At 50.6% G+C, this 17,153-nt stretch carries 18 protein-coding genes and 1 pseudogene; 6 read left to right on the top strand and 13 right to left on the bottom strand.

What is annotated here, in order from left to right; genetic code table 11:
* Positions 1 to 2: 2 nt before the first annotated feature.
* The 4 genes from fliI to fliF are packed head-to-tail and all read right to left on the bottom strand — an operon-like array spanning position 3 to position 4,698.
* Positions 3 to 1,373: a flagellar protein export ATPase FliI gene (gene fliI / locus D9734_RS15250; protein WP_130208589.1), complete on the bottom strand. Its 1,371-nt coding sequence runs from the start codon at positions 1,371 to 1,373 to the stop codon at positions 3 to 5.
* Positions 1,373 to 2,059: a flagellar assembly protein FliH gene (gene fliH, locus D9734_RS15245; protein WP_130208587.1), complete on the bottom strand. Its 687-nt coding sequence runs from the start codon at positions 2,057 to 2,059 to the stop codon at positions 1,373 to 1,375. The genes fliI and fliH overlap by 1 nt, the downstream gene beginning before the upstream one ends.
* The gene (fliG, locus tag D9734_RS15240; protein ID WP_032184453.1) at positions 2,052 to 3,047 is read right to left on the bottom strand and encodes a flagellar motor switch protein FliG; all 996 of its coding nucleotides are present in this window, start codon (positions 3,045 to 3,047) and stop codon (positions 2,052 to 2,054) included. Before fliG ends, fliH begins: the two co-directional genes overlap by 8 nt.
* Positions 3,040 to 4,698: a flagellar basal-body MS-ring/collar protein FliF gene (fliF, locus tag D9734_RS15235; protein ID WP_130208585.1), complete on the bottom strand. Its 1,659-nt coding sequence runs from the start codon at positions 4,696 to 4,698 to the stop codon at positions 3,040 to 3,042. The genes fliG and fliF overlap by 8 nt, the downstream gene beginning before the upstream one ends.
* A gap of 214 nt (positions 4,699 to 4,912) precedes the next feature.
* On the opposite strand from fliF, the gene fliE reads away from it, so the two are divergent.
* Entirely contained in the window at positions 4,913 to 5,227 is a 315-nt protein-coding gene (gene fliE / locus D9734_RS15230; RefSeq protein WP_130208583.1) for a flagellar hook-basal body complex protein FliE, read from the top strand.
* 111 nt (positions 5,228 to 5,338) lie between these two features.
* Here fliE and D9734_RS15225 read toward each other — a convergent pair whose 3' ends face one another.
* The 4 genes from D9734_RS15225 to yedE all read right to left on the bottom strand — a co-directional run bounded on the left by D9734_RS15225 (position 5,339) and on the right by yedE (position 8,253).
* The gene (locus tag D9734_RS15225; protein WP_130208581.1) at positions 5,339 to 5,818 is read right to left on the bottom strand and encodes a GNAT family N-acetyltransferase; all 480 of its coding nucleotides are present in this window, start codon (positions 5,816 to 5,818) and stop codon (positions 5,339 to 5,341) included.
* A gap of 405 nt (positions 5,819 to 6,223) precedes the next feature.
* Positions 6,224 to 6,628, bottom strand: coding sequence for a DUF1398 domain-containing protein (locus D9734_RS15220; protein WP_130208579.1), 405 nt, complete (start codon positions 6,626 to 6,628; stop codon positions 6,224 to 6,226).
* A gap of 189 nt (positions 6,629 to 6,817) precedes the next feature.
* A complete protein-coding gene (gene yedF / locus D9734_RS15215; RefSeq protein WP_000790504.1) occupies positions 6,818 to 7,051 on the bottom strand; it encodes a sulfurtransferase-like selenium metabolism protein YedF in 234 nt (77 codons plus the stop codon).
* Positions 7,048 to 8,253, bottom strand: coding sequence for a selenium metabolism membrane protein YedE/FdhT (gene yedE / locus D9734_RS15210; protein WP_130208577.1), 1,206 nt, complete (start codon positions 8,251 to 8,253; stop codon positions 7,048 to 7,050). The genes yedF and yedE overlap by 4 nt, the downstream gene beginning before the upstream one ends.
* A gap of 185 nt (positions 8,254 to 8,438) precedes the next feature.
* On the opposite strand from yedE, the gene yedD reads away from it, so the two are divergent.
* A complete protein-coding gene (gene yedD, locus D9734_RS15205; RefSeq protein WP_064529329.1) occupies positions 8,439 to 8,852 on the top strand; it encodes a lipoprotein YedD in 414 nt (137 codons plus the stop codon).
* A gap of 120 nt (positions 8,853 to 8,972) precedes the next feature.
* Here the strand turns inward: yedD and amyA are convergent, their stop codons facing one another.
* The 4 genes from amyA to fliD form a co-directional block, all read right to left on the bottom strand.
* On the bottom strand, positions 8,973 to 10,460 hold the full coding sequence (gene amyA / locus D9734_RS15200) for an alpha-amylase (protein ID WP_130208575.1): 1,488 nt from the start codon (positions 10,458 to 10,460) through the stop codon (positions 8,973 to 8,975).
* Between the two features lie 70 nt (positions 10,461 to 10,530).
* On the bottom strand, positions 10,531 to 10,929 hold the full coding sequence (gene fliT, locus D9734_RS15195; RefSeq protein ID WP_130208573.1) for a flagella biosynthesis regulatory protein FliT: 399 nt from the start codon (positions 10,927 to 10,929) through the stop codon (positions 10,531 to 10,533).
* The gene (gene fliS, locus D9734_RS15190; RefSeq protein ID WP_130208571.1) at positions 10,929 to 11,339 is read right to left on the bottom strand and encodes a flagellar export chaperone FliS; all 411 of its coding nucleotides are present in this window, start codon (positions 11,337 to 11,339) and stop codon (positions 10,929 to 10,931) included. Before fliS ends, fliT begins: the two co-directional genes overlap by 1 nt.
* A gap of 15 nt (positions 11,340 to 11,354) precedes the next feature.
* Positions 11,355 to 12,770 carry a flagellar filament capping protein FliD gene (gene fliD / locus D9734_RS15185; RefSeq protein WP_130208569.1) on the bottom strand — a complete coding sequence of 472 codons (1,416 nt, stop codon included), beginning with the start codon at positions 12,768 to 12,770 and terminating at the stop codon, positions 11,355 to 11,357.
* 246 nt (positions 12,771 to 13,016) lie between these two features.
* On the opposite strand from fliD, the gene D9734_RS15180 reads away from it, so the two are divergent.
* From D9734_RS15180 to tcyJ, 4 genes are all read left to right on the top strand, one after another.
* Entirely contained in the window at positions 13,017 to 14,348 is a 1,332-nt protein-coding gene (locus D9734_RS15180; RefSeq protein WP_130208567.1) for a FliC/FljB family flagellin, read from the top strand.
* Positions 14,349 to 14,665: 317 nt separating this feature from the next.
* Positions 14,666 to 15,385, top strand: coding sequence for an RNA polymerase sigma factor FliA (fliA, locus tag D9734_RS15175; RefSeq protein ID WP_064529323.1), 720 nt, complete (start codon positions 14,666 to 14,668; stop codon positions 15,383 to 15,385).
* Positions 15,386 to 15,430: 45 nt separating this feature from the next.
* A complete protein-coding gene (fliZ, locus tag D9734_RS15170; RefSeq protein WP_130208735.1) occupies positions 15,431 to 15,982 on the top strand; it encodes a flagella biosynthesis regulatory protein FliZ in 552 nt (183 codons plus the stop codon).
* Positions 15,983 to 16,069: 87 nt separating this feature from the next.
* Positions 16,070 to 16,870 carry a cystine ABC transporter substrate-binding protein gene (gene tcyJ, locus D9734_RS15165; protein ID WP_130208565.1) on the top strand — a complete coding sequence of 267 codons (801 nt, stop codon included), beginning with the start codon at positions 16,070 to 16,072 and terminating at the stop codon, positions 16,868 to 16,870.
* Positions 16,871 to 16,891: 21 nt separating this feature from the next.
* Here tcyJ and D9734_RS15160 read toward each other — a convergent pair.
* A pseudogene (locus D9734_RS15160) lies at positions 16,892 to 17,137 on the bottom strand (integrase core domain-containing protein); the annotation flags it as partial.
* Positions 17,138 to 17,153: the final 16 nt, after the last annotated feature.

Raw genomic sequence — 17,153 nt, 5'->3', positions numbered from 1 at the left:
AATCACACCGTCGGAAAAATACGTTCCAGCCCCTGGAGAGAGTCTTCCCAGTCCGCGCGTTCAAAAATGCCTTGTTGCAAATAGCCCTCCAGCTGCGGCCACAAGGCGATAGCTTTATCGAGCATTGGATCGCTGCCTTTGGCATACGCGCCGACGCTGACCAGATCGCGGTTACGTTGAAAACTCGACAACAGCTGCTTGAATGTGCGTACCCGCGCGTAATGCTGCTCGCTGATCAACGCCGTCATTGCACGGCTGATTGAGGCTTCAATATCAATTGCCGGATAGTGCCCGGCTTCCGCCAGACGACGAGAAAGCACAATGTGACCGTCGAGGATCGCCCGCGCGGAGTCGGCAATCGGATCCTGCTGGTCATCGCCTTCGGTGAGCACGGTATAAAACGCGGTAATCGAGCCGCCGCCGCTGATTCCGTTTCCGGCACGTTCGACCAGCGCCGGTAATTTGGCGAATACCGACGGCGGATAACCTTTGGTGGCGGGTGGTTCGCCAATCGCCAGCGCAATCTCACGTTGGGCCATCGCGTAGCGGGTGAGGGAGTCCATAATCAGCAATACATGCTGACCACGATCGCGAAAATCTTCGGCAATGCGCGTGGCATAGGCGGCACCCTGCATTCGCAGGAGCGGAGAAACATCCGCCGGAGCGGCAATCACCACGGAGCGCGCACGCCCTTCGGCACCGAGAATATTTTCAATAAAATCTTTTACTTCTCGCCCACGTTCACCAATCAAACCAACGACGATCACATCGGCTCGGGTGTAGCGTGCCATCATTCCCAGCAGCACACTTTTACCAACGCCAGATCCGGCAAACAGCCCCATACGCTGCCCGCGCCCAACGGTAAGCAGGGCATTAATTGGGCGCACGCCCGTATCCAGCACATGCTCAATCGGTGTACGTTGCAACGGGTTAAACGGCGGGGTAATCAGGGCGCCTGTTTCAGTCGTGTCGGGGGAGGGCAGACCATCGAGCGGTTTACCACCGCCGTCCAGAACGCGACCTAATAACGCCGGACCGAGCGGTAGCTGCTTGCCGCTTTGCAGCCCATCGCCGGAGATATTTCTGGCGTAAACGCGTGCGCCGGGCAGCACGCCTTCCACTTCCTCCAGCGGCATTAAAAACAGCCGTTGACCGTTAAAGCCAACCACTTCGCTTTCTACTTCGTGCGTTTCGGTGCCGTTCTGACGTTCAATGACACAGGTTGCGCCGAGCGGCAGTTGCAATCCGGTGGCTTCCAGCACCAGCCCGGTGGCGCGGGTTAATCGCCCGTAGCGACGCACCGCAGGCAACTGCGCCATTTTGGCTTCGAAGTTATCCAGCGAGGTTAGCCAGCGAGTCAGCCGCGTGGTCATTACACCACTCCTGGCGCTGCCAGACGGCAGAGTTCTTGCCAGCGGGTGGCGACACTGGCGTCGAGATCGCCTTCATCAGCAGAGACTTTACAACCGCCAGGATGCAGGGTCGGGTCGCCGCGCAAGCGCCAGCCATGCAAACTTAAGGTTGCGCCGAGCATCTCATCAACACGTTGCAGATCATCCGGGTGCACGCGTAGCTGCGGTTTGCCGCTGAATAACGGTTCTTGCTGCAACAACTGTTGGATCTGTTTGATCAGTGCCGAGTTGTCCACCGTTGGCGTCTGGCCGATCACCTGACGCGCTGCCTCCAGCGCCATCTGCATCAGGCGTGAAGCAATCACGCTATCCAGCGCGTCAAGGGTGGTCTGAAACTCGCTGACCAGTTGCTGCATCCGGGCATGAATCGGCGCTTGCTGGGATTTTGCTTGTGCCAGCCCTTGTTCCAGCCCCTGAGCCAGACCTTCCTGATAGCCTTGTTTATGGCCTTGCTGGCGACCTTCGGCAATCCCCGCCTGATAACCTTGCTCGTGGGCCTGCATTTGCAGTTGTGCCAGTTGCTGCTCAAGGCTGGGTTCGGCCTCTTCAGTGACGGTTTCTTCTGGCTCCATCAGCGGCACAAACTCCGCCTGTGGTGGCGCGAGATCGTCCGGTGTCCAGGTTTTCCACGGCAGATTATCAGACATAGGTATCCTCGCCGCTGCCAATCACCATCTCGCCGGTTTCGGCAAGGCGGCGCACAATCAGCAGAATCGCTTTCTGTTCGTTTTCCACCTGCGACAGACGCACCGGACCACGGTTGGCGAGATCGTCGCGCAGAATATCGGCAGCACGTTGCGACATATTGCGCAGGAATTTTTCGCGCAGTGGCTGTTCTGCACCTTTCAGCGCGATCAGTAACGATTCGGAATCCACTTCCTGCAACAGACGCTGGATGCTGCGATCGTCGACATCCACCAGATTTTCGAACAGGAACATCTCGTCGATAATTTTCTGCGCCAGCTCGCCGTCAAATTCACGCACGGCGGTAATAACCGCTTCTTCCTGCTGAGTTTTCATCAGGTTGATAATTTCGGCTGCTGTTCTCACGCCGCCCATTTTGCTGCGTTTGAGATTCTGGCCATCGAGCAGGCCATTCAGCACTTCTGTCAGTTCAGCCAGCGCGGCAGGTTGTACGCCGCCAAATGTGGCGATACGTAGCATCACGTCGTGGCGCAGACGTTCATCGAACAACGCCAGAATATCGGCGGCTTGAGCGCGTTTCAGATGCACCAGAATGGTGGCGATAATCTGTGGATGTTCATCGCGAATCAGATCGGCGGCGCTCTGTGGCTCCATAAAGTTGAGCGTTTCAATACCGCTGGCAGTGTCGCGGGTTTCGAGAATATCTTCCAGCAGGCTGGCGGCACGCTCTTCGCCCAGCGCTTTGACCAGCACTGAACGCAGATAATCATTGGCGTTAATATTCAATGCGGCAAACTGTTCGGCTTCTTGTTCAAACTCTGCCAGTACTTCAGTTAATTGTTTGTTGGAGATCTGCGAGACGTTCGCCATTGCCGCGCTCAGGGTTTGCACTTCTCGTTGGGACAGGTGCTTGAATACCTCTGCCGCCCGGTCTTCGCCAATGGTCATCAGCAGAATGACGCTTTTATCGGTGCCTGTCAGGTTACTCATGATCGTTATTTATCCACTGGCGAATGACCAGCGCCACTACGCGCGGATCGTTATCAGACATGTCGCGGATGCGCTGGCTCATTACCTCAGCCCCCAGACGTTGGTTAGCGCGGCGTTGTTGCAGTTGTTCGTCTTTGCTCAGGCGTACTTCCACTGCATCTTCCGTCTCCTGGCAAGTTTGTGTCTGTTGCTGAACGGCTTTCACCACCTCAGCGCGGCGGATTAATTGCGGACGCACCGCTTTACGCCACAGCAGCCACGCCACCAGTATCACCAGCAACCAGCGTCCGGCAGCCAGTAACTGATCGATAAACGCTTGTTGTTGCCAGAACGGCAACTCACCACCACTTTCATCACTACTGGTAAACAGCGAGTTGACGACATTGAGCGAATCACCGCGTTTTTCCGAAAAGCCCATTGCCTCGCGGGTCAGATCATCAATTTGTTTCATCTGTTCGGCGCTCAGTGGCAACGGTTTGCCATCCGGCAGCGTTTTGTAATTCACCACTACCGCGACAGACAGACGTTGCACGTCGCCGACGTTCATTTTGGTATGACGAATGGTGCGATCGACTTCGTAGTTGCTGGTTTCATTACGCTGTGTGCTGCGCGGTCCACTATTGCTGGTGGTACTCGTCTGTTGTTGGCGATTGTTTTGATTTGCCGGAGGCGTACTGATCGGCGCGTTATTTGCGGGCGCGGGCTGATTAGATAATGCCCCCGGCACGCCGCCCGGATAACCGGAACCGCTTTGCTCGCTTTCATTCAGTTGACGGGAACGAAGCGCCGCCTGCGACTCATTGCCATTAGGGCGATACTGCTCTTCTGTTTGCTCTTTACTGGCGAAATCCAGCTGCGCTGTGACTTGCGCATGAATATTGCCGTTGCCGACAATAGGCGACAGAATTGCTTCAATACGACGCTGAATGCGGCCTTCGACATCGCTGGTATATTTCAACTGAACATCATTGAGATCGCGCCCGCTGGTGTTGGACTGGGTTAACAGATGCCCACCTTGATCCACCAGTGTAACGTTACCCGGTGGCAGCCCAGCTACTGCACTGGAAACCAGATGCACAACGGCGCTAATTTGCCCTTCATCCAGCGCACGTCCTGGCAATAAATTCACAGTCACCGATGCGGAAGGGGATTTTTGCTCACGGACAAATAAAGACGGTTTCGGCATCGCCAGATGCACGCGCGCCCCTTTTACCGGGCCGATAGTTTCGATGGTACGAGAAAGTTCGCCTTCCAGCGCTCGCTGATAATTCACCTGTTCGCTGAACTGGCTGATACCAAACTTTTCCTGATCGAGCAGCTCAAAGCCGACCGCTCCGCCTTTAGGTAAGCCTTGCTGCGCCAGACGCAGACGCAATTCGTGAACCTTATCCGCCGGAACTTCAATTGCACCACTGGCTTCACTAAAGCGGTAAGGGATGTTCATCTGCGTCAGTTGGCTGACAATCGCGCCACCATCCTGATCGGAAAGGTTGCTGAATAACGTGCGGTAATCAGGGGCTTTTGCCCATAGAACTAACGCGACTATCACTGCCACTGCAGCGGAACCAGCAACAATCAAAGGGATTCTCGGATTCGCGCGTAGGCGATTAAGCCACTCAAGAGATTTTGTCTGGGCTGCAGTCGTATTCATCGCGCACCTCGCGGCAGATGAAAGACGGCGTTATTGGCAAAGTGGAACAAGACGCACTCCCGGGTCAGCAAACTCGAAAAATTGACGGCCTCATTATTTGTGGTTTTATTTTTTTCTATGCGCCAATTAACCCGGTTTTTTATCGTTATTTAACGCCTTTATCTTATTGACTTACTGTTAATCTCTGCTACCAGAAATGGTCCAGGAGATGAATATGTCAGCCATACAGGGGATTGAAGGGGTTATCAGCCAGTTACAGGCTACGGCGATGAGTGCCCGTGCGCAGGAATCACTACCACAACCTGGCATCAGTTTTGCCGGACAGCTTCATGCCGCGCTCGATCGTATAAGTGATACGCAAACCGCCGCCCGCACCCAGGCAGAAAAATTCACCCTCGGCGAACCCGGCGTAGCGCTAAACGATGTGATGGCCGATATGCAAAAAGCCTCAGTTTCAATGCAAATGGGGATTCAGGTGCGTAATAAGCTGGTGGCGGCGTACCAGGAAATGATGTCCATGCAGGTGTAGGTTTTGTAACTGAGGCGATAAAACAAAAAATGGCCTACGAAACCTGGGGCGGCGGTTAGTGAATGTAAACACATAATCAGCATTCCCTGCCGCAGTTGGTTGGGCTACCAGTCATGACAATTGATGATTTTCATATAAGTTCAAGGTCATAAAACGGCTATTTGGATCCGGTTTATAATCAGCGAAGGGCTCGCAGGCAGTGAAGCCATGTTTGAGATAAAGTTGATGGCAGGCCGTAAATCCAGCATGTGTTCCTGTTTCTAAACTCAGGCGATGAAGGCGTCTGTCATGTGCAACCCGCAAAATATGCCGTAAAATCAGATTTGCAACGCCACGACGTAAAAAGTCTGGCGCAGTACGCATTGATTTCAACTCGCCATGTTCATCATCCAGTAACTTCAGCGCGCCAATTCCGGCGAGTCGATCTCCTTCCCATGCTGACCAGAATGTCACTGCCGGATCACGTAGTTTTTGTACGTCCAAAGCATGGATGCTTTCTGGTGGAGATTGTTCCTGCATACCGGAAATATGGTAATTCACAAATGCTTGTACTGCAGGATGGGAGAGATCATCTGTTTTGACAGTGAACATGATTGTTTCTTGTTGGTTGTCTAATGACAACATACCAACAGGCGAAAACATTTTTGTCTAATAGATGTTTCTTATGACACAGTTCTGTTTGTAAAAAATGACCGCTCACCATTGTATGGAGCCATCGCTGGAAGAACGCTTCGCAGTAACTTGCTTTCAGAATGCCCATCGAGTGATGGGCGTGTATAGGGTATGACACACCGCGGGCTCTACGGTGAACGATGATGCTTGATAATTCACCCCGCCTGTTATCTGGTGCGCCCCAGGGCTTTCTTTGTCATCAACGAAAAATACATGGTCACAGGCATGAACATGAAGGTGTTAGTTAATCGCTATTTCGGAACCGTTCATTTAAAAAATTTTATTAATAACCAGTCACTGTCAGGGCTGAGCTGGCGAGAACAGCTAAATGAGTGGTTTGTTGTTCTCGACATCTTCAATATATAAGAGTGTATTATCGATAGAATAGTAACGCCGCTTATTATCACCAACGTCAGTAACCCACCGGAAAACGCCAGCCTTTGCAAGCGTTATACAATATTCCCGAAATGTTGACTGTCTTGAAATGTGAGTCCGGGCTGCTTTTTTGACTTGCTCAGGATCCTTGATGGCACTGACTTTTAATAGACTTCTGCTCCCTCTGATTAACAAAACATTGTCATCGTGCGTGACGATCCTGATGTTATCTGTGGCAAGATAGTAAATATAATGTGCAATACGATGACGTTTTAACTCAGCATAAAACCAGGAAAAGTTTAGCTCCGTTCTCACTTGCTCAAACATCTTTTGAAAATTAGCAACCTGATCCATCAGGGAAATAATCTCTCGTCAGTTGTGAGGGAGAGTAGTTTGCATGATCGGTGTTATTCCTTCAATCTGGTCCGATCACTTAATGCTGTGTCTGTGTGAATCAATAATAGTCCAACTGCGGTACGGAAAATAGACAACGGAGTATTCGTAGCAAGTGACTCCCGCTGCCTGAAACAGCGGAAGAAAAGATTACTTCTGAATTAGATAACGAATGGTCGGCCCGTCTTGCTGAATATCCAGTACCGTATAGCCGTGATTACGCGCATCCAGCGGAATATTGTTAATCGACTGTGGACAATCGCTGACTACTTCTAGGATCTCGCCTTTTTTTAACTGCGGCATCGCCTCAAGGGTTGCAACCGCCGGGTAAGGGCAGGGCTCGCCCACCATATCAAGACGGTAATCAGGAACGATATTTTTCATGCGATCTCCTTAGCTGTCTGCGGCGCCGCACGGCGGAAGAAGCGTTTTTCCCAACCGATAATCAGCATCAGCGCAGCGAACAATAGTAAATATGTCACTAGCAGGCCGCCCATTGGACCAAAGGTTTTTAGCAGGTTGATTTTGTCCCAGTCGGTTGCCAGTGCCGGGGCGAAATCATCCCAGTAATACGCCAAAATCGTGGAGCCAATAACGTTGCCCAGACCGACCCACCAGTAATGCACCTGGCCTTCCACCGCGCGGTACATCCATCCCGTTTCGCAGCCGCCCGCCAGCACAATACCAAAACCAAACAGTAATCCACCAATTACCGCGTTCGGACCCGCCCACATGATTTTGGGTTCTACGCCTAACTGTACATAACTGAAAATCCCGATGGCACTTACCGCCATACCGAAAATGATCGCTTTCGCCATGTGGGTTCGTCCGGTGATCCACATGTCGCGGAACGCCGAAGTAAAGCAGATTTGTGCACGTTCTATCAGCAAGCCAAAGCCGACACCAAACAGCATCGCCAGCCCCAGCTTTGGTTGGTTCATCGCCGTCAGCAGCGCCCAGCCCAGCATGCCGAAAAAGACCAGCATCCCGAGACGAAAACGGCGCCGCGCCTGATCTGGTTTCTGCGTCAACGGTGAGGCGGCAGAGACTTTCTGCATTTTCACGGGGATACGAAAGACAGGCAGCAGGGTAAAGCGCGCGCCAAACCATGAGCCGATGGCGGTAGCGATGGCAAAGAACCAGGCGTGCAGCGAGAACTGAGGAATGCCGGTAAAGAACGCCGCCAGGTTACAGCCCATCGCCAGACGTGCACCAAAACCAGCAATAATCCCGCCAATAATGGCCTGCATAATGCGGATACGGCTACGCGGCATGCGTAGTTTGACGTTGTTGGCCCATAATGCCGCGGCAAAACAGCCGCCGAACATACCGAGAATCATCATCCCGTCAATGCGGGTTAATGGCGATCCTTCCAGATGGATGATTTTAAAATAGCCCCACTCTTCAGCATGGACGCCAAACAGTTGCAGGAGCTGACCGCCCCAGCGGGTAAATTCACCCGTAACTGCCCAAAAGGTGCCGGTAATGCCAAAATAGTAAGTGGAGAGAATGCCCGCCGCGATGACCGCAGGGATTGGCGCCCAGAATTTAATCAACCAGGCTTGTTTGAATTGCTGCCATGACATGTATGTAGCCTCTGAACTCAGAAGGTTTAAACAAGAGTCGCGAATCATACATCAGGAGAATTTATTTGCGCGGCAATAATTCACAAAAATAATAGTTAGATCAAATTTCTCTTTGGGCCTGGAAAGGGTGGCAGCGTCAGGGCTTTAATGCCACAATCCACTTTTCTTCTCATGCAGGACGAATGATGAAAAAACTCGCAATTGCAGGCGCACTCATGTTGTTGGCGGGCTGTGCCGAAGTCGAAAACTATAATAATGTTGTAAAAACCCCTGCGCCAGACTGGTTGGCAGGGTACTGGCAGACCAAAGGGCCGCAACGTGCGCTGGTCAGCCCGGAAGCGATTGGTAGCCTGATTGTCACTAAAGAGGGTGATACCCTGGATTGCCGTCAATGGCAGCGAGTGATTGCGTTACCGGGTAAGCTGACGCTGATGTCTGATTCTCTCACTAACGTTACTGTGAAACGTGAGCTGTACGAGATTGAGCGTGACGGTAACACTATTGAGTATGATGGCATGACGATGGAACGCGTGGCTCGTCCGACGGCAGAGTGTGCCGCCGCGCTGGAAAAAGCGCCGTTACCGACGCCGCTGCCGTAATGAAATTCCCCTGGCCCAGGGGGATTTTCATGTCAAAAAAAGTGCCCGATACGCAAGCTTATCGGGCCTGGAACTGTAACGGCGCCGCAATAACGATGCGTGTATTGTCAGCGATCGGTTTTAAATCACCTCTTCGATAACCCAAACGCTGACGCTGCCGCCGTTGCAAAAGAATGTCGCTTCGCCATTTTCATCGGTAACTATGCTCTCTTGTCGATTACCGAGGAAATCGCGCCAGGTTTTATTGCCGTAGTTCTCCCCCAGATTAATCGTCTTTTCGCCATCCTCACCGTTCGACATAACCACAACGCAGCCAGGATATTCATCGGTGCCACTGCGACTAAAGGCAATACAGTTCGGATGATCGAAAAATAGCGTCTGTACACCGTGGGCAAAACGCTGGCGGGCGAGGATTAGCTCATCAAGTTGTTCGATTATTGGCATATCGATTGGATAGGTCTGTCCGTCACCACCGACATCTTCGTAATGAGCCCCGTACAGATCAGGGTAAAACACCGAAGGCACGCCATTTTCCCGTAGCAAAATAAGGGCATAAGCCAGTGGCTTAAACCACGGCTCCACCGGAGCTTCAAGGGCTTGTAACGGCTGGGTGTCGTGGTTGGCGACCAGCGTCACAGCGTGGAAAGGATCGACTTCAACCAATGTGCCGCTAAAAATCTCAGTCATATCATAATCACGCCCCATACGAGACGCTTCGTGGAATTTCATCTGCAGCGGTGCATCAAACAGCATGGTTTTACCTTCCACCTGGTCAATATACGTTTGCAGTTTCTCGACCTCGCGCGACCAGTATTCCGCCACAATAAAGAGTGGTTTCGGCGCAACTTCTTGCACATGCTCGATCCACTCTTTATAGAACCACGCCGGAATATGTTTTACCGCGTCGAGACGAAAACCATCGCACTGAGTTTGTTCCATTACCCAGCGCGCCCAGTATTTGAGCTCTTCGGTGACGGCATGGTTACGAAAATCGATATTTTCGCCCATCAGATAATCGAAATTGCCTAATTCATCATCGACCTGATCATTCCAGCCTTCGCCAGTGTAATCGTTGATGATTTTAAAGATGCCATCTTCATGCGGGTTTTCGATATGGTCGATACCGCTAAAACATTTGAAGTCCCATATAAATTGTGAATATTTTCCGGCTCGTGCAGGGAAGGTGTAACGGGTCCAGCCTTCGCATTCGATAATTTCATCATCAATTTGCGTGCGACACTCTTCGTTAACTCGCTGAACGCGAATCGCTTCTTTTTCGTCGGCACCCATTTTGTGGTTCACCACCACATCCAGCAGTACGGCGATGTCGTTGCGTTTAAGCGCGTCGATGGCCGCCAGCAATTGCGCTTTATCACCATATTTCGTCGCGACAGTGCCTTTTTGATCAAACTCGCCTAAATCAAATAAATCATAGGAGTCGTAGCCGACAGAATATCCGCCCGATGCGCCTTTATAGGCAGGTGGTAGCCAGACCATATTGATACCAATATCATTTAAACCGTCGGCGCGCTCGGCAAGCTCGGGCCAGAGCTTGCCGCCTTCAGGGTAATACCAGTGAAAGCATTGCAACAGCGTGGGATTACGCATTCTTCGACTCCACATGAGGGGAACATTAGAAGCGTAGCCGTAATCAGGTTATTCGCGAGTAATCCAACTTTTATGCTTTGCCAAAATGCAGATGGGGAGAAAAATTGACGATATTCTCCTGCGGCGCCAGTACGTAGCCGCCCTGGTCGCCGTAAGCACTTAATACGGATTTTTGCATCGATGACTGACCAACCAGCTTCGCCAGCTCATCCATTCGCCCCTGCAATAACTGCTTAACGTTGCTTTCGTTGTCCAGGACGAGGCGTAGCATCGGTTTGAGTTGTTCCTGCATCATGGCAGAGGGTGCCATCTCTTCCGTCAGGTGTGCGATTTGTTGCACCGCATTCACATAATCCATTTCGCTGGCGATGAGTTCATCCCATCGTCCTTCTGTCGCCAGGCGTAACATGAGCTGGCTTTTTTCGACAAGTTGCTGCCAGGCAAAATACAAGTGCGGTGCATGGTTCATCAGACAGGGTCCTGAATCAAAGAAGGGGAGAGTAAAGTCTCTTTCCAGGCATCGGCAATATTGCGCATCAACGTTTCCACTTCTTCTACTGCGGAGACATCGTTACGCAAATTCGCTTGCAGCAAACGCCTGACCATATAGCTATAGAGCGCAATTAAATTCTGGGTTAATTCATCCTGGCTTTCTTCTTCGAGGCTCACCTTCAGCCCATTCTCAATGATGTTGATAGCTTTCGATAAAGAAACGCCTTTACCTTCCAGGTTGTTGTCCTGCATAAACAGGCGTGCTCTTACCAGCGCACTCAACACGCCGTCAAATAGCATGGTAACCAGTTGCTGTGGACTGGCGCTCATCACGGCGCTCTCAACGCCAATTTGTGCATAGGCCTGCGTGCCTTTTGCGCTGTACATAGTCTCTCCTGAAGATTATTTCGAGCTGCTATTTGAGGTGTCGAATTGCTGTGTCAGATAGCTACTGGTGGAGTTAAGCGAGTTCATTAACACATCCAGTTGGGTGAACTGGGCTTTGTAGCGCGCCATTAATGTATCGATACGTTCACTGGCAGCGTTGTACTGATCCGTCAAATTGTTCAGCGTTTTGCTTACGCCATCTTTTGCAGCCTGGATTATCCCGGTGGAGGAGAGCCAACTGGTCAGGTTGCTGCTAATGCTGGTGGTTACGCCAGTGCTTTTACCGTCACCAATAAACATTTCACCTACGCCAGTGGCATCTTTCTTCAGGGCCGTTTGCAGCTTGTCAGTCGCTATTTCCAGCTTACCGGTACTGGCGTCGGTGGTAATACCGATCTGTGCCAATGTTTTATAGGCCGAACTGCTATGCGTATTGGCAAGCAGCGTTTTTAACTGGGTCTGGATGGTGCGCAGCGTGGAGTCACCGAGTAACGCGCCGTTGCTGGAGTCCTGACTCTCTGCCCCGGCATCGACTGCGGTGTATTTTGTTAAGCTGCTGAACGTATCCTGTAACGTGTTATAGGCATCCACCCACGCTTTAACCGCATTTTCAGCTTTGGAGGTGTCTTTGCTGATGGTGAGGGTCTGATTACCAGTGGTGACGTCATTCAGGTTGAGAGTGATATCTTCCAGCGCGTCACTGATTGTGTTGCTGCTGTTTTCAATCTCAACGTTATTAACCGTCAGTTTGGCGTTCTGCGCGGTGACGCTTTCAATCATGCCATTACTGCTATCACCCGACGTTCCGTTGTAACCCATAAAACTTTGCAGGGCGCTGTCGCCGCTGACGCTCAGTTTCATGGCGTTATCGCTACCGGTATCATTGGCGGTGATAGACAAACGATACTCGCCGTTACCCACATTGATGATACTGGCGCTGACGCCGGCTTTGGCGTTGTTAATTGCATCGCGGATGCCAGAGAGTGACGAGTTAGCCGCGCTGATATCAATCGTGACGGGATCTTTTCCACCGCCTTGCTGGATGGTCAGTACGCTATCGCTGGTGGCGATGGCGGCTTTGTTGTCTTTTTGGCTGTTTTGGGTCGTGAGCGTCTGTGCCTGTGCCAGTTGGCTGACACTAATGGTGTATTTTCCGGCAATCGCGCTGCCCGTGGTGGTGGCGCTAAAAGCCGAGGAACTGCTGGTGGTTGAGGTAGCAGTAAATAAGTCGGCTTTATTCAGTGCCGTGTTGGCGGTCTGAAAACTCTCCAGCGCGCTTTTCAGCGTCCCGTAGGCGCTCAGTTTCGCGGTGTACGAGCTTTGCTGTTTTGATATCGGCGTCAGGGTAGATTTTTCTGCCGCCTCAAGACTGTCGAGGATGCTGCTGAGATCCAGCCCCGACCCAACCCCGAGCGTTGAAATACTAGCCATATATATTCCTTAATCATGCGACATGTAGAACGAATACCGGGGTTATCGGCGCAAGCGGGGCAAAGTTTACGATTTATTTTTGGGCTTAATGACACGAACAGCAACGAGGAAGGGGAGTATTTCGACGGCTAGAAAAAAATTCTAAAGGTTGTGAGTGACCAGACGATAACAGGGTTGACGGCGACGAAGCCGAAGGGTGGAAGCCCAATACTTAAACCGTAGAGCTAAAAAACAGGAATAAAAATTATGGCACAAGTCATTAACACCAACAGCCTCTCGCTGATCACTCAGAACAACATCAACAAAAACCAGTCTGCTCTGTCGACTTCTATCGAACGCCTCTCTTCTGGTCTGCGTATCAACAGTGCGAAAGACGACGCCGCTGGTCAGGCGATTGCTAACCGTTTCACCTCTAACATTAAAGGGCTGACTCAGGCCGCGCGTAACGCCAATGACGGTATTTCTCTGGCGCAGACCGCAGAAGGCGCACTGTCTGAAATCAACAACAACTTGCAGCGTGTGCGTGAGTTGACCGTTCAGGCGACGACCGGCACGAACTCTGATTCTGACCTGTCTTCTATTCAGGACGAAATCAAATCCCGTCTGGATGAAATTGACCGTGTTTCCGGTCAGACCCAGTTCAACGGCGTGAACGTGCTGGCGAAAGACGGTTCGATGAAGATTCAGGTTGGCGCCAATGACGGGCAGACCATCTCTATTGATTTGCAGAAAATTGATTCTTCAACTTTAGGGCTGAATGGCTTCTCAGTTTCTAAAAACTCTCTTAATGTCAGCAATGCTATCACATCTATCCCGCAAGGCGTTGGCAATAAACCTGTTGATGTTAATTTTGGTGATACTGATGAGTCTGCAGCAATTGCAGCTAAATTGGGCGTATCCGATACGTCAAACCTGTCGCTGCACAACATCCTTGATAAAGATGGTAAGCCGACAGCTGATTATGTTGTTCAGTCAGGTAAAGACTTCTATGCTGCTTCTGTTAATGCCACTTCGGGTAAAGTAACCTTAAACACCATTAATGTTACTTATGATGATTATGCGAACGGTGTTGACGATGCCAAGCAAACAGATCAGCTGATCAAAGTTTCAGCAGATAAAGACGGCGCAGCTCAAGGTTTCGTCACACTTCAAGGCAAAAACTATTCTGCTGGTGATGCGGCAGACATTCTTAAGAATGGAGCAACCGCTCTTGCATTAACGGATCTGAATTTAAGTGATGTTACTGATACTAATGGTAAGGTAACTACAACTGCGACTGAGCAATTTGAAGGTGCTTCAACCAACGATCCACTGGCACTTTTAGACAAAGCTATCTCACAAGTTGATACTTTCCGCTCCTCCCTCGGTGCCGTACAAAACCGTCTGGATTCTGCGGTCACTAACCTGAACAACACCACCACCAACCTGTCTGAAGCGCAGTCCCGTATTCAGGACGCCGACTATGCGACCGAAGTGTCCAACATGTCGAAAGCGCAGATCATCCAGCAGGCGGGTAACTCCGTGCTGTCTAAAGCTAACCAGGTGCCGCAGCAAGTTCTGTCTCTGCTGCAGGGTTAATCGCCAAAACCTGACTAACCGATAATGACAGCAAACGCCAAATTGCCTGATGCGCTACGCTTATCAGGCCTACGAGGTGAATCGCAATTAATTAAATTTGCATATTCGTCCGGGCCGGATAAGGCATTTACACCGCATCCGGCAAGATGAAGCGTACGTTGTCAGATCTCTTAACCCCGCGTCCGGCGGGGTTATTTTGCTCATTATTTACCGATCACTCTAAATAACCGCTTATTTCACCCATTAATCGTCCGATTAAAAAACCTGCAGAAACGGATAATTATGCCGATTACTTATATAACGCAGGGTTGTTTATCGTGAAATCACTCTATACCGCTGAAGGTGTAATGGATAAATACTCGCTGTGGCAGCGTTATATCCCGCTGGTGCGTCACGAAGCATTGCGCCTGCAGGTCCGACTGCCCGCGAGTGTAGAACTTGATGATCTCCTACAGGCGGGCGGCATTGGATTACTTAATGCCGTTGAACGTTATGACGCCCTGCAAGGAACGGCATTTACAACTTACGCAGTGCAGCGAATCCGTGGCGCTATGCTGGATGAACTTCGCAGCCGTGACTGGGTGCCACGAAGCGTGCGACGCAATGCGCGTGAAGTGGCGCAGGCAATGGGGCAACTGGAGCAGGAACTTGGCCGTAACGCCACAGAAACTGAAGTGGCAGAACGTTTAGGGATCGAAATCGCCGATTATCGACAAATGTTGCTTGATACTAATAACAGCCAACTCTTTTCCTACGATGAGTGGCGTGAAGAGCATGGCGATAGTATTGAACTGGTAAGTGACGATCATCAGCGCGAAAACCCGTTACAAAAATTACTGGAAAGTAATTTGCGTCAACGGGTAATGGAAGCCATCGAAATGTTGCCGGAGCGTGAACAGTTAGTATTAACGCTCTATTACCAGGAAGAGCTTAATCTCAAAGAGATTGGCGCGGTGCTGGAAGTTGGTGAATCGCGGGTCAGTCAGTTACACAGTCAGGCCATTAAACGGTTACGCACCAAACTGGGTAAGTTATAGCTTAAGTAAATGCCGCACATTAATTTTGAATACCAGGAGTTCTTAATAATGATGCAGCACCAGAAAAGGCGGCCATTGAGTCGCTATCTTAAAGACTTTAAACACAGTCAAACCCATTGCGCATTTTGCCGTAAACTACTTGATCGCATTACGCTGGTTCGCGACGGTAAAATAGTGAATAAAATCGAGATTTCCCGTCTCGATACACTGCTTGATGAAAATGGTTGGCAGGAAGAACAAAAATCATGGTCCGCGTTGTGTCGTTTTTGCGGCGATTTACACTGCAAAACGCAGAGTGATTTTTTTGATATTATCGGCTTCAAGCAGTTTCTCTTTGACCATACTGAAATGAGCCCCGGTACTGTGCGCGAATATGTGGTACGTCTGCGTCGTTTGGGTAATTATTTAAGCGAGCAAGATATTTCCACCGACCTGCTGCAGGATGGTTTTCTTGATGAAAACCTGGCGCCTTGGCTACCCACCACAAGCACCAATAATTACCGCATCGCATTACGTAAGTATCAGTGTTACCAGACGCAAACCCGCGGTGATCTTGCGCAGAATTCCCCCTGCATGTCAGCTTCTGATATATATTAAATAAGAATAAGATGTAGCAGACTTGTTTTTGTGTTTACAAACAATAGCTCTACACTGCAAACCAACAAAACAACATTCGGGGTGAATATGAAACTAGCACATCTGGGACATCAGGCGTTGATGGGCGTTATGGCCGTGGCGCTGGTTGCGGGTATGAGCGTGAAAAGTTTTGCCAACGAAGGCCTGCTCAATAAAGTAAAAGAGCGTGGCACGTTGCTGGTGGGACTGGAAGGGACTTACCCGCCGTTTAGCTTTCAGGGCGATGACGGCAAGTTGACTGGTTTTGAAGTGGAATTTGCCCAACAACTGGCAAAACATCTGGGCGTTGATGCCGCATTAAAACCGACCAAATGGGACGGGATGCTGGCGTCACTGGATTCTAAACGCATCGATGTGGTGATTAACCAGGTCACCATTTCTGATGAACGCAAGAAAAAATACGATTTTTCTACCCCTTACACCATTTCCGGTATTCAGGCGCTGGTGAAAAAAGGTAATGAAGGCACAATAAAAACCGCAGACGACCTGAAAGGTAAAAAAGTTGGTGTTGGTTTAGGCACCAACTATGAAGAGTGGCTGCGTCAGAATGTTCAGGGTGTTGATGTGCGCACCTATGATGACGACCCGACCAAGTACCAGGATCTGCGCGTAGGCCGTATTGATGCCATCCTGGTTGACCGTCTGGCGGCGCTGGATTTGGTGAAGAAAACCAATGATACGCTGGCAGTAACTGGCGAAGCCTTCTCCCGCCAGGAGTCAGGTGTCGCGCTGCGTAAAGGTAACGAAGACTTGCTGAAAGCAGTTAACGATGCCATTGCAGAAATGCAAAAAGATGGAACCTTGCAAGCCCTTTCCGAAAAATGGTTTGGTGCTGATGTGAGCAAATAATCAACGTATTGACTGGTCCTGCTATAAGTTGACAGATTTCTGTCTGTAAAACGCCTGATGAACGTCATCGGGCGTTTTGTCTTTCAGTGCCAGGTGTGGCCGCTCATGGTTATAAATTGCCACGGATTTTTTACTATTATCCGGACCTGCAGGACGCGAGTTTTTCAGGATCTCGTTTATTCGTTCAGCCAGCGCATTCTGGTCGCAGTCATAACCAACGGTCATTGAGCAGGTTATCCCGTCTCTCTCATGCACTGACTGATAAAGCGCTGGCTACTCCACT

The sequence above is a fragment of the Escherichia sp. E14S1 genome (genome assembly GCF_004211995.1).
Classification (GTDB): domain Bacteria; phylum Pseudomonadota; class Gammaproteobacteria; order Enterobacterales; family Enterobacteriaceae; genus Escherichia.
The sequence above is the reverse complement of the archived record's forward strand: the minus strand, read 5'-3'. Positions and strand labels throughout refer to the sequence as shown.